Genomic DNA, 12,657 nt, shown 5'->3' on the forward strand with positions numbered 1-12,657 from the left:
GCTCGCCGATCGGCTGCGGCCCCCACGGCCGCCGCACGGTGCCGACCAGCGTGTGTGTCGACGCGCGCGCGACGGCGTGGCCACGTGGCGGCTCCCGCCCGTCCCCGGACGGCCCCGCTCGGTGCAGACATTGAGGCGGTGGTACGGCTCAGCCGGTCCACGTCCAGTCGGTGACCTCCGGCATGTCGGTGCCGTGTTCCCTGATCCAGGCGTGGTGGCGGGTTCGCGCGTCCGCCATGGCCTGCCGTACGCCCACGGCGCGTACGCCGAGGCCGGGCACGCGGTCGATCACGTCCATCACGAGGCGGTACCGGTCCAGGTCGTTGCGTACGACCATGTCGAAGGGCGTCGTGGTGGTGCCCATCTCCTTGTAGCCGCGTACGTGAAGCTGGGGGTGGCCGGCGCGGCGGTAGGCCAGGCGGTGCACCAGCCAGGGGTAGCCGTGATAGGCGAAGATCACGGGCGTGTCCGCCGGGAACAGCGCGTCGTACTCGGGGCCGGTCATGCCGTGCGGGTGTTCCTCGTGGGGCATGAGCCGGGTCATGTCGACGACGTTCACCACCCGGACCGTGAGCCCGGGCAGGTGGCGCCTCAGCAGGCCGGCCGCCGCGAGGACCTCCTGGGTGGGCACGTCGCCGGCGCAGGCGAGGACCACGTCGGGCTCGCGCGTGCCGTCCTCGGTGCCCGCCCATTCCCACACTCCGGCGCCGCGGGCGCAGTGGGTGCGGGCGTCGTCGAGGGAGAGCCAGTCGAAGCAGGGCTGCTTGCCGGCGACGATCACATTGACGTGGTCGCGGCTGCGCAGCGCGTGGTCGGCGACGGTGAGGAGGGTGTTGGCGTCCGGCGGCAGGTAGACGCGGACGACCTCGGGGCTCTTGTTGAGGACGTGGTCCACGAAGCCGGGGTCCTGGTGGGAGAAGCCGTTGTGGTCCTGGCGCCACACGTGGGACGTCAGCAGGTAGTTCAGGGAGGGGACGGGGGCGCGCCAGTGCAGGGCCCGGGAGGTCTTCAGCCACTTGATGTGCTGGTTGACCATGGAGTCGACGATGTGGACGAACGCCTCGTAGCACGAGAACAGCCCGTGGCGACCGGTGAGGAGGTAGCCCTCCAGCCACCCCTGGCAGGTGTGTTCGGAGAGGATCTCCATCACGCGGCCGTGCCGGTCGAGGTGTTCGTCGGTGGCGAGGACCGGTTCCTGCCAGGCCTTGCCGCTGGCCGCGTACACGGCCTGGAGGCGGTTGGAGGCGGTCTCGTCGGGGCCGACGAGCCGGAAGTCGCGGCGGTCGGCAGTGGCGGCCATGACGGCCTCCAGCAGGTCGCCGAGGACCTTGGTCGGCTCGTGCCGGGTGCCGCCGGGCCGGTCCACGGCGACGGCGAAGCGTTCGAGGGGCGGGAGGGGCAGGTCCCGGGTCAGCAGGCCGCCGTTGGCGTGCCGGGTGGCGCCCAGCCGGCGTTCGCCGTCCGGTACGCAGGCGAGCACCCGCGCCCGCGGCCTGCCGCGCTCGTCGAACAGCTCTTCGGGGCGGTAGGAGCGCAGCCACGCCTCCAACTGCTCGCGGTGCGCGGGATCGTCCCGTACCTCCGACAGCGGAACCTGGTGGGAGCGCCAGGTGCCCTCGACCGGGAGGCCGTCCACTTCGGCCGGGCCGGTCCAGCCCTTCGGCGTACGGAGGACGATCACGGGCCAGCGCGGTCGCTCGTCGCCCGGTCCGCCGGTGCCGGTGCGGGCCCGCCGCTGGATGCGGCGGACGCGGTCGACGGCCGTGTCCATCGCCGCCGCCATCGCCCGGTGGACCTGCTCCGGGTCGTCGCCGGTGACGGGGAGGGGGTCGTGGCCGTAGCCCCGCAGCAGTTCGTGGAGTTCCGCCTCCGGGAGGCGGGCGAGCACGGTGGGGTTGGCGATCTTGTAGCCGTTGAGGTGCAGGATCGGCAGGACGGCTCCGTCGTGGACGGGGTCGAGGAACTTGTTGGAGTGCCAGGAGGTGGCGAGCGGACCCGTCTCGGCCTCTCCGTCCCCGATGACGCACGCCACCAGGAGGTCCGGGTTGTCCAGCGCGGCGCCGTACGCGTGCGACAGGGAGTAGCCCAGTTCGCCGCCCTCGTGGATGGAACCGGGCGTCTCGGGGGCGACGTGGCTCGGCACGCCGCCGGGGAACGAGAACTGCCGGAACAGCCGGGCCATGCCTTCCTCGTCCCGGCTCACATCGGGGTACGTCTCGCTGTAGCTGCCCTCCAGCCACGCGTTCGCGAGCACGGCCGGGCCGCCGTGCCCGGGGCCCCAGACGCACAGGGCGTCGAGGCCGTCACGCCGGATCACCCGGTTGAGGTGGGTGTGCACCAGGTTCAGCCCCGGGGACGTACCCCAGTGGCCGAGCAGCCGCGGCTTGATGTGCGCCGGTTCCAGCGGCTTGCGCAGCAGTGGGTTGTCCAGGAGGTAGATCTGCCCGACGGACAGGTAGTTGGCCGCCCTCCAGTGGGCGTCGAGCGCGTCGAGTTCCTCATCGGTCAGGGATACGCCGTCCACGTCCTCGTCCCTCCGCATGTTTCCCTCCGTCTTGTCAGTGGCGGCGGCGTCCACCGGATCCCGTGGCGTGACGGAGCGTCTGCTCCCGCGCGCGTACCGGATGTCTCGCCGCAGCCCGGACGCCGCCTTCGTCGGCTCGCCGACGCACGGGCCCATGGTCGTGGGCGTTCCCCCTCACGGCACCGTGACACAGGCGGCACGGCGACAAGAAGGGCCGGATGGGCCACTCCTGGGCCGGCGTTCCTGGCTGGACGGGGTCCTGGCCGGGGCGGTACGCGGTCCTGGCCGGGTGGTAGGCGGTACTGGCCGGGGCGGCACGCGGCGGGCCTGTGGCCGCCATGCCGGCCGGGTGCCGTTCGAACCCTCGCCGCCTGGCGCCGCGCCGAGGGGCTGACCGCGCCCGGGGACGTACGGCCCCTCCCCCGGGCGGCGGAGTGCCGCTGCACGCGTTCCGCCCGCGGGGCGATGCCGGTGGACGGGGGCGGCGGCCAGGCTCGGGACCATGAGCCGGAAGACATTCGTGCACGCCTGGCCGCGCCTCGCCGAACGGGCAGCGCTGTGGTGGTCGGTGCTGTACGCGGGCGGCGCGGCCCTGGCCGCGGTGACCGGCCCCGCGTACGGGTACGCCCTGCTCGGCAAGGCGACGGGCGCCGCCGCCGAGTGGGCCACGGCGGGGCTGTACGCGGCGGCCGCCCTGCTCGCGTACGCCCTGCCCCGCCGCCGGAACGACGCCTGGCCGTCGTGGCTCGCCCGGTCGGTCGTCGCGCTCTGCCTGGCCTCGGGTTTCGCCTTTCTCTTCAGCCCGGTGCACCTGCCGGCCGTCCTGTTCGGCCGGAACCAGCCGTCGATGGACTGGGCCGCCTGGGCGAACCAGGGCCTCGCGGTGGCGGGCGCCGTGCTGTGGGCGTGCGCGGCGCTGGCGCACCGGCGCCGGGCGCGCGGACTGTGCGCGTACTGCGGGGGCCGCGCCGCCTCCGTGCCGGGCGGGGCGCGGGGCGCGGCCGGGCTCGTCGCGGTCGCCGCCCTCGTCCCGTACACGACGCTGAAGACCGCGTGGGCGCTCGGCGCGACCGCGGGCTACACCGGCGCGGGGAAGCCCGGTATGGACCCCCGCTACACCAGCGACCTGGGCATCCGCCTGTACGAGCACGGTGTCGACGTCACCGCGGCGCTCGCCGTGGCCGGCATGGTGCTGGCCCTCGCGCTGACCCGCCCCTGGGGCCGGGCGCTGCCCCGACTGCCGCTGCTGGCGCTGGGCTGGGCGGGCGCGGGCGCGCTCGCGCCGTTCGGGATCTTCCTGGCGGTGACGGGCGTGCTGGCCTGGACGGGCGTGGCCGAGGTGAGCATCCCCGACCACGCGCCGTGGGTGGTCATGGTCGCCTACGGCGGCTTCTGCGTCTACGGCCTGGCCCTCGGCCGCGCGACCCGCTCGTACCAGCGCGCCACCCGCCGGACGTGCGCCCGCTGCTGAGGGGTGCTGCCTCCCAGCGGGACGCCATCGTCCACCGCGACGTCCGGGGCGGCACCCTCGTGCTGGACGTCCATCGCGGGAACCGGCTTCCGGGCTTCGCCGCGCGGGGTCACCGGAGCAGCAGGTCCACCACGCCCGTCAGGTCCTCCTCGCCGCTGCCCTCCGCCAGGCGGCGGCGCATCAGCTCGAAGTACGGGTTGATCAGCTCCGGGCTCACGCCCTGCTGCTCGGCCGTGGTCAGGAAGGTCGGCGTGCCCGCCACCTGCATCGCCAGGTTGGACACCACGTCCGTGGTGTAGTCACCGCTCTTCAACTGCCGGGCCGTCTGCTGCACGGCGGGGCCGGCCATGGCGGAGATCCAGCCCGAGAGCAACGGGGCGAAGGTGACCGGGTCGATGTCCTCCTTGCGGATCAGGGCGAACGCGTGCGCCACCCCGGCGAACATCCCGTACATCGCGCTCAGCAGGGCCACGTCGTGCAGGGCGGCGAAGCCCGCGTCCTCGCCGACGTGGACGGTGCCGGCCGGGACCGCGAGGGTCTCCTGGTGCAGCTCGAACAGCTCCCGCGAGCCGCTGTAGAAGACGTAGCCACCGGCCTCGGGGACACCGATCATCGGCGGGACGGCCATGATCCCGCCGTCCAGGTAGCGGGCGCCGCGCCCGCGGGCCCACGCGGCGCGGGCGCGGGCCTGCGCCGGCGTGGTGGTGGTCAGGTTGACCAGGTCCTTGCCGGTCAGGTCGGCGTCGGCGAGGGCCTCGCCGACCGAGGCGTCGTCAAGGAGGCAGACCACGACGAGGGTGCTCGCGGCGACGGCCCCGGCCACGTCGGCGGCGGCCTTCGCGCCCTCGTCGACGAGTGCGGCGGCGCGGGCGGGGGTGCGGTTCCAGACGGTGAGCGGATGGCCGGCGGCGAGCCAGGTACGGGCCAGGGCGGTGCCCATGGCGCCGAGGCCGAGGAGGGTGACGGGGGTCTTGAGGGAGGCGGAGGAGGTGGTCGTCTGCGACGTCGTCTCGTTCATGCGACCAGGCTGCTCGTGGGGCGGTTGATCACTCAAGTACCCACTTCGAAGTGGGTGGTTACCCTGAGGTGAGTGAGCAGGTGAGGAAGGTTCAGGAAGGGGGAGCATGGCGACGCTGAACCGGCCCGGGTCCGACGGCGGGGAGCACATCTGCGGGATCGACACCGCGCTGGACGTCATCGGGGGCAAATGGAAGGTGCTCATCCTATGGGCGCTCCACGAGCAACCGCACCGCCGCTTCGGCGAACTGCGCAGGATGGTGCCGGGCGTCACCGAGAAGGTGCTCGCGTCCCATCTGCGCGAGATGGAGGCGGACGGCATCGTGGACCGCGTCTCCTACGACGAGGTCCCGCCGCGCGTCGAGTACGCCCTCACCAAGGACGGCATCCGGCTCAACGACGCGCTCGAACCGCTCGCCGCCTGGGGCCGCGAGCGGCAGGAACGGGGCGCCGCCTCCTAGGATTTGCCGTCGGACATCACGCCCACGCCGTGGGTGAACGGTTGCTTCGCAGGACTCGCGCGTGAACCCCGGCGGGTGGACCGTACGGCTGCCCCGCCGGGCCCGGTACGGACGGCGAGCCGTCGGGGCCCGGCCGGGTGCCGTCACCTCCCTAGAGCGGCCATTCGGCCGGGGCCGGTTCGGCGACTGTCGGGCTCGGGAGAGTGGGTGTGGTGTCGGGTGGGTCGGTGGCGAGGTCGCCTTCCATGTCGACCCAGGTGTCGTTCCACGCGTGACCGTGCTGGGGGCCGCGTTGCCAGGTGTGCGTCATCCGGCCGCCCGGGTCCCGGCCGAACACCGACAGATCCCCGCTCGGGTTGAGCACCACAGCCGGATCCGCACTCAACCGACCGCCCAACGGCGTCCACCCCGACCACGGCCCGCCCGTCCCCGACTGCCAGCGATGATGCAAACCACCGTCCGTGCCCCGGGCGAACAGGACCATCCCCCCATCACGTCCCACCAGCACCATCGGCCGGCCGAGCACGGCACCACCCATGTCCACCCAGGTGTCGTTCCACGCGTGACCGTGTTCCGCACCCCGCTGCCAGGTGTGCGTCACCCGGCCCTCCGGATCACGGGCGAACACCGACAAAGCGTTGTTCGGGCTCAACACCACCGACGGATCCCCCGCAAGCCGCCCACCCAACGGCGTCCACCCCGACCACGGCCCACCCGTCCCCGACTGCCAGCGATGATGCAAACCACCATCGACACCCCGGGCGAACAGCACCATCCCCCCATCCCGACCCACCACCACCGACAAACGCCCCGCGACCGCACCCTCCATGTCCACCCACGACCCATGCCAGGCATACCCGTGCTCCGCACCCCGCTGCCACGTATGCGTCACCCGACCCCCCGCATCACGAGCGAACACCGACAGAGCACCGTTCGGACTCAGCACCACCGACGGATCCCCCGCAAGCCGACCGCCCAACGACACCCACTCAGGCGCCCACGCACCCGCCTCCGACTGCCACGTGTGCCACAACGCCCCATCCACCCCACGCACAAACACCACAAGCTTCCCGTACCGCCCCACCAAAGCCCACGGCCGCCCCACCGCACCACCCGGCGGCCGACCCAACCCCGTCCACCCCGACCACGCACCACCCGCCACGCTCTGCCACCGATGCACCACACCACCCGACGCATCAACCCCGAACACCACCATCCCCGAACCGTGATCCACCACCGACGGCACACCCACACCCACCCTCGCCACCCGTGGCGGTGACCCGACCGCGCGCCTGGCCTCGTCGAGGAGGGCCCGCGCCTTGGCTTCTGCCTGGTCGTAGCGCGGCGGGAATGCCGAGCGCTGCACTTCCTGTGCGGTCTGGCCTGCGGTGAGGTGGGGGAAACGCCGCTCGACCCGCATGGCCCGGGTGAAGAACTGCTCGGCCGCGTACGGTACGTGCCGGATCTGTTCGGGCGTTCCCCATCCCTGACTGGGCCGTTGCTGGAACACGCCGAGAGAGTCCCGGTCGCCGCAGTCGAGGTTGTTCATGTGCGATTCGACCCACCCGGCCTCGAAGCCGGCGAGCATCACTTTGTCCGAGACGCCGAGGTGGCGGCCGACGGTGTAGACGGTCTTGGTGACTTCGAGATCCCGGTCGGGAGGAATGTGGCAGGGGCCCATGATGCCTTCTTTCCGTGGGTGGTGGCGCTTACACGGGAGTTGGCGGGTGGCCCTGCCGGCCGCGGCGCCGTGTCGGCGGAGCGCCGGGCGGCGCCGTGGAGCGGCAGGGCACCCATCAGGGGACGGTCCGGATCAGCAGTGGAAGAAGACGCTCCGCCAGCCGAAGGGGTCCCTGCTCTCCTGGCTGCCGTGGAAGGTGAAGTGCGACTGCCCCTGACAGTTGTCCTGGTTGTACATGGTGGCGTCCTGGCCGGTGTGCTTGAAGCGGTACGCCGCACGGAAGTTGGGGTCGATGTTGTTGCAGCCGCAGGCGAAGACCTCCTTGGCCCTGCCGGTGTTCTGCGGCCCCTCCCAGCTCAGGAAGCTGCTGGCGGAGGCGACTCCGGTGCCGAGGACGAATACCCCGGTCATCACGGCGGAGGTGACGGCGGTACGCAGCGTGCGTCGGATGCGCATGGTGACTCCATTCGGATGGGATGGACGGTTGTACGAGCGGTCGTGCGGGCCCCACGGGGGCGGGCGGTGGCTCCGTGAACGGAGGATCTCTTGCCCGCCCGGGATTCGCGCCTGCGCGGCACACGGTGAGTGGGGCGCTCAGGAGACGACGCCGTCAGGAACCGCGACAGCCGACTCGCCCGCCGTCGGTGCCGGCAGGGCAGGTGCGGCGAGTGTGGTGTCGGGCGGGTCGGTGGCGAGGTCGCCTTCCATGTCGACCCAGGTGTCGTTCCACGCGTGACCGTGCTGGGGGCCGCGTTGCCAGGTGTGCGTCATCCGGCCGCCCGGATCCCGGCCGAACACCGACAGATCCCCGCTCGGGTTGAGCACCACAGCCGGATCCGCACTCAACCGACCGCCCAACGGCGTCCACCCCGACCACGGCCCGCCCGTCCCCGACTGCCAGCGATGATGCAAACCACCGTCCGTGCCCCGGGCGAACAGGACCATCCCCCCATCACGTCCCACCAGCACCATCGGCCGGCCGAGCACGGCACCACCCATGTCCACCCAGGTGTCGTTCCACGCGTGACCGTGTTCCGCACCCCGCTGCCAGGTGTGCGTCACCCGGCCCTCCGGATCACGAGCGAACACCGACAAAGCATTGTTCGGGCTCAACACCACCGACGGATCCCCCGCAAGCCGCCCACCCAACGACGTCCACCCCGACCACGGCCCACCCGTCCCCGACTGCCAGCGATGATGCAAACCACCATCGACACCCCGGGCGAACAGCACCATCCCCCCATCACGACCCACCACCACCGACAAACGCCCCGCGACCGCACCCTCCATGTCCACCCACGACCCATGCCAGGCATACCCGTGCTCCGCACCCCGCTGCCACGTATGCGTCACCCGACCCCCCGCATCACGCGCGAACACCGACAGAGCACCGTTCGGACTCAGCACCACCGACGGATCCCCCGCAAGCCGCCCGCCCAACGACACCCACTCAGGCGCCCACGCACCCGCCTCCGACTGCCACGTGTGCCACAACGCCCCATCCACCCCACGCACAAACACCACAAGCTTCCCGTACCGCCCCACCAAAGCCCACGGCCGCCCCACCGCACCACCCGGCGGCCGACCCAACCCCGTCCACCCCGACCACGCACCACCCGCCACGCTCTGCCACCGATGCACCACACCACCCGACGCATCAACCCCGAACACCACCATCCCCGAACCGTGATCCACCACCGACGGCACACCCACACCCACCCGGGCCCGCGCCGACCCCGCCGGGGTCTGCCACCAGGAGGTCTCCTTGCGGGCGCCGGCCCAACCGAAACTGAAGTGGACGTGATCGGTGTGCGGGCTGATCCCCGTGTACGGGGTCCAGCCGGCGTTCGGGCGGTAGGACTCCCAGATACGCCGGTTCCAGATGATGTACATGATGCCGAAGCGGCGTACGAGGGCATGGGGGTTGCCGTGCCGATCCGTGGCGAGGAGCCAGTCGATCAGATCGGAGGCGATGTGCCCCTGCGTGTGGACGTCGACGCCCCAGTCCCAGGCGCGTCCTTCCTTGTGCTCGCTGTCGACCTTCCTCCCGCAATCGCGGCTGATCCCCATGCTGCGGGTGCCGGGGTAGGCGGCGAGCACGAGGTCACGAAAGGCCAGCAGCCCCGGCTTCGCCTGCGGATCGCAGACCCGTGCGGGCTGGGACGGCGCGTAGTTGTCGATCTGGGGACCGAAGTCCGGTGCGGTGGGGGCCATGGGGGTGGTTCTCCTCATCTGCTGCGCGTTCGGGACGCGACCCCGTCCCGAACGCTTCCCACCCTCCCGAAGCGCCCTATCACCTCAGTCACTCATTGGTCACGCCATGTGACGACACCTCGTCGATGAGGGTGAGGGCGAGGGCGACGCCCTGCTCGGTCGCGGCGCCGCGGTTCCACTCCTCGGCGTACACCTCGGCGCCCAGGCGCTCGCGGGCCTGGTCCTCCGTACGCGTGTGGACGGCGTGGAAGGGCTGGAGTCCGGTCAGGGCGACGCCCGTGATGCCGCGCAGCCGGTCGGCGGCCCCGAGCAGTCGGGCCGCCCGCCGGTGGTGTCCCAGCGCGCCGATGGCCCAGGCGATCGTCTCCACGGTCCACACCGGGCCCCAACTGTCGTCGATGGCGTGCTGCCGACCCAGCGCGTCCCGCAGGGGTACGAGGGCGGCGGCCGGGTCGCCGTGCAGGACCTCGGTCAGGCCGGTGCACCAAATGGCCCAGGAGTGGGCCCACTCCGCACCGTACGCCTCGGCCTCGGTGACGTACGCGCGGCAGGCGAGCCAGGCCGTTTCCCGGGTTGAGAGGAAGGCGGCGGCCATGGCCCACAGCATGGTGGCCATGTGCGCGTCCCCGGGATGGCCGGCGGCGCGGAATCCGTCGCGGGCGCGGGCGAGCCGCTCGACGCAGCCCGGGCTGCCGTGGACCAGGAAGTCGTACGCACCCTCGATGTAGAGGGCCGCCACGGTGAGGGAGTCCGCCGCGGCCGCGCGGCAGTCCTCTGCGAAGCGCCGGGCCGCCGGGCGGTCTCCCTGGCAGAGCGCGATCCACGCCTTCATCGCGGTGGCCAGCACGTTGAGTTCGTCGGGCAGGTCGCCCTGCGCGCCGACGAGGGTCTCCAGCCAGTGGCGCCCTTCGCCCGGGGTGCAGCCGAAGAACCAGAAGCGGGTACGGGTGAGGTGGACGGCGATCTCCACGCCGACGGCGGCCCGGCCGGGGTGATCGCGGCAGAACTCCAGGGCGGCCCGGATGTTGGGCACCTCCGCCCGGAGCCGCAGCAGCCAGGCGACCTCCGCGGGCCCGCACCACTCCGTGGCGGCACGGACGGTCATGCGGTGGTAGTGATCGCTGTGACGCAGGCGCAGCGCCGTCGCCGCACCCGGGTCTTCCTCCAGGTGGCGCATGCCGTACTGGCGGATGGTCTCCAGCAGGCGGTAGCGGGCGGTGCCGCCGGTGTTCTCGACGAGCACGATCGATTTGTGGACCAGGCCGGTGAGGAGGTCCAGTACGTCCTCGCGGGCGATGTACTCGCGGTCGTTGCCGTCGGCGTCGATGCCGTTGGCGTCTGTGCTGGGAGCGTTCGTGCCGGGGGCGCCCGTGCCGTCGCCCGCGCACACGGCCTCGGCCGCCTCCAGGTCGCAGCCGCCGGTGAAGACCGAGAGCCGCTTCCACAAAAGGCGTTCGCCGGGGGTGCACAGGCTGTGGCTCCAGTCGATGACACCCCTCAGGGTGTGCTGGTAACGATGGGGCGTGCCGGCGCGGGGGGCGGTCAGGAGCCGGAAGCGGTCTTCCAGGCGCTCCAGGACCTGCTCGATGGTGAGGGAGGCCAGGCGTACCGCGGCCAGTTCGATGGCGAGGGGGATGCCGTCGAGCCGCCGGCAGAGTTCCGCGGCCGGTCCACTGTCCGCGTAGGCGGGGTCCGCTGGGGCGCCGTCGGCGTGAGCGCTGTCCGGGTGGGTGCCGTCCGCGTGCGCGTGGGAAGAGGCGGCGGCGCGGTCGGCGAGCAGGCGCAGCGCTTCGGAGGGGGCCGCTCCCCGCGGGCCGGGGCCGTACCGGCCCGGGAGGGTGAGGCCGGGGACGAGCAGTACGTACTCCCCCGGTACGCCGAAGCGTTCGCGGCTCGTGGCCAGGATGCGGAGCCCGGGGGCGGCCCGCAGGAGCCGGAGGGAGAGGGTGGCGGCGTCCTGGACCAGGTGTTCGCAGTTGTCCAGGACGAGGAGGAGCTGCCGGTCGCGGAGGTGGTCGGCGACCGTGTCGGCGGCCGGGCGGGCGGACTGGTCACGCAGCCCGAGGGCGTCGGCGACCGCGCGGTCCAGGAGGGCCGGTTCGGAGAGGGTGGCGAGGTCGGCGACCCACACCCCGTCGCCGAAGCGGGGTGCGGCCTGGCGCGCGGCGCGCAGCGCGAGGCGGGTCTTGCCCACGCCGCCGACACCGGTGAGCGTGACGAGACGGGAGAGCTCCAACAGCCGGTGGGTCCGGGCGAGCTGGCTCTCCCTGCCGATGAACGTCGTGGTCTCCGCGGGCAGGTTTCCGGCGGTACGCGTACGGAGGGGTGCGGCGGCCAGGTCCGGCGCGGCGGTCAGGATGCGCCGGTGCATCTCCCGGAGCTCGTCCCCCGGGTCCACCCCGAGCTCGTCGGCGAGCAGCGCGGCGACCTCGCGGTAGCAGGCCAGCGCCTCGCCCTGACGGCCGCACTGGTAGAGCGCCAGCATCCGCTGGGCCCAGAACCGTTCGCGCAGGGGGTGCGCCCCGGTGAGCGCGCGCAGCTCGGGCAGGACCTCGGCGGGGCGTCCGCGGCGCAGGTCCGCGTCGATGCGCAGTTCGTACGCGTGGGTGCGCTGTTCGACGAGGGCGGGGACGACGTCCGCGAACAGCTCGCCGGGCAGATCGGACAGAGGATCGCCGCGCCACAGTGCGAGCCCCTCGCGCACGAGCACGGCGGCCCGTTCGGGATCGCCCGCCTCCAGGGCCTGGCCGCCCTGTCGTACGAGGACGGTGAAGCGGTGCGCGTCCAGGGCCGATGGTTCGATGTCGATCACGTAGCCGCGGCGGTGGGTACGGATGAGGTCCGGGCCGAGGGCTCGGCGCAACCGCAGTACGTAGTTCTGGAGGGTGTTCCGTGCCCCTCCGGGCGGGTTCCCTCCCCAGACCCGGTCCACCAGGGTGTCGACGGGGACGACCGCGCCGGCGTCGTTGAGAAGGACGGCCAGCAGGACCCGTAGGCGGGTGGCGCCGATGGTCACGGGATGGCCGTCCCGCAGGATCTCCAGTGGCCCCAGGATCTTGTACTCGTGCTGCGCGCCCATTGGCGTGAGCGTAGGACCTGGGGTGACCGCACCGCTACTTTGCGTAAAGTGCGCTGTGACTGGTAAGTGACCGGCGCGTCGGTGGTCTTGTGCCGGACGCGGCGCCTGGTCGCGGAGTTCCGGTCGCCCGGACCGCCCGCCGTGGCCGCGAGCCGTCGGCCACTTCCATGCCGCAGCCGGGCCGGGGCAGCGCGGAGGAGCACCACAGAG

Annotated in this window: 8 protein-coding genes; 2 read left to right on the forward strand and 6 right to left on the reverse strand. The window is 72.5% G+C overall.

Annotation, left to right across the window (positions count from 1 at the left end; translation table 11 throughout):
- Positions 1 to 148: 148 nt before the first annotated feature.
- A complete protein-coding gene (locus E2B92_RS00945; RefSeq protein WP_126888471.1) occupies positions 149 to 2,542 on the reverse strand; it encodes a phosphoketolase family protein in 2,394 nt (797 codons plus the stop codon).
- 484 nt (positions 2,543 to 3,026) lie between these two features.
- On the opposite strand from E2B92_RS00945, the gene E2B92_RS00950 reads away from it, so the two are divergent.
- Positions 3,027 to 3,995, forward strand: a complete 969-nt coding sequence (locus E2B92_RS00950; RefSeq protein ID WP_126888472.1) for a hypothetical protein — start codon at positions 3,027 to 3,029, stop codon at positions 3,993 to 3,995.
- A 109-nt stretch (positions 3,996 to 4,104) separates the two neighbouring features.
- Here E2B92_RS00950 and E2B92_RS00955 read toward each other — a convergent pair whose 3' ends face one another.
- A complete protein-coding gene (locus tag E2B92_RS00955) occupies positions 4,105 to 5,013 on the reverse strand; it encodes an NAD(P)-dependent oxidoreductase (RefSeq protein WP_126888473.1) in 909 nt (302 codons plus the stop codon).
- A 106-nt stretch (positions 5,014 to 5,119) separates the two neighbouring features.
- Here E2B92_RS00955 and E2B92_RS00960 point away from each other — a divergent pair, with 106 nt between their 5' ends.
- A complete protein-coding gene (locus E2B92_RS00960; RefSeq protein ID WP_126888474.1) occupies positions 5,120 to 5,473 on the forward strand; it encodes a winged helix-turn-helix transcriptional regulator in 354 nt (117 codons plus the stop codon).
- A gap of 151 nt (positions 5,474 to 5,624) precedes the next feature.
- Here the strand turns inward: E2B92_RS00960 and E2B92_RS32840 are convergent, their stop codons facing one another.
- The 4 genes from E2B92_RS32840 to E2B92_RS00980 all read right to left on the reverse strand — a co-directional run bounded on the left by E2B92_RS32840 (position 5,625) and on the right by E2B92_RS00980 (position 12,447).
- The gene (locus E2B92_RS32840; RefSeq protein ID WP_200836902.1) at positions 5,625 to 7,154 is read right to left on the reverse strand and encodes a hypothetical protein; all 1,530 of its coding nucleotides are present in this window, start codon (positions 7,152 to 7,154) and stop codon (positions 5,625 to 5,627) included.
- Positions 7,155 to 7,286: 132 nt separating this feature from the next.
- Positions 7,287 to 7,610 carry a MiAMP1 family antimicrobial peptide gene (locus E2B92_RS00970; RefSeq protein ID WP_126889571.1) on the reverse strand — a complete coding sequence of 108 codons (324 nt, stop codon included), beginning with the start codon at positions 7,608 to 7,610 and terminating at the stop codon, positions 7,287 to 7,289.
- A gap of 138 nt (positions 7,611 to 7,748) precedes the next feature.
- Entirely contained in the window at positions 7,749 to 9,368 is a 1,620-nt protein-coding gene (locus E2B92_RS00975) for a hypothetical protein (protein WP_133087347.1), read from the reverse strand.
- A gap of 88 nt (positions 9,369 to 9,456) precedes the next feature.
- Entirely contained in the window at positions 9,457 to 12,447 is a 2,991-nt protein-coding gene (locus tag E2B92_RS00980) for a BTAD domain-containing putative transcriptional regulator (protein ID WP_126888771.1), read from the reverse strand.
- Between the last annotated feature and the right edge of the window lie 210 nt (positions 12,448 to 12,657).

The sequence above is a fragment of the Streptomyces sp. WAC05374 genome (assembly GCF_004353505.1).
GTDB lineage: Bacteria > Actinomycetota > Actinomycetes > Streptomycetales > Streptomycetaceae > Streptomyces.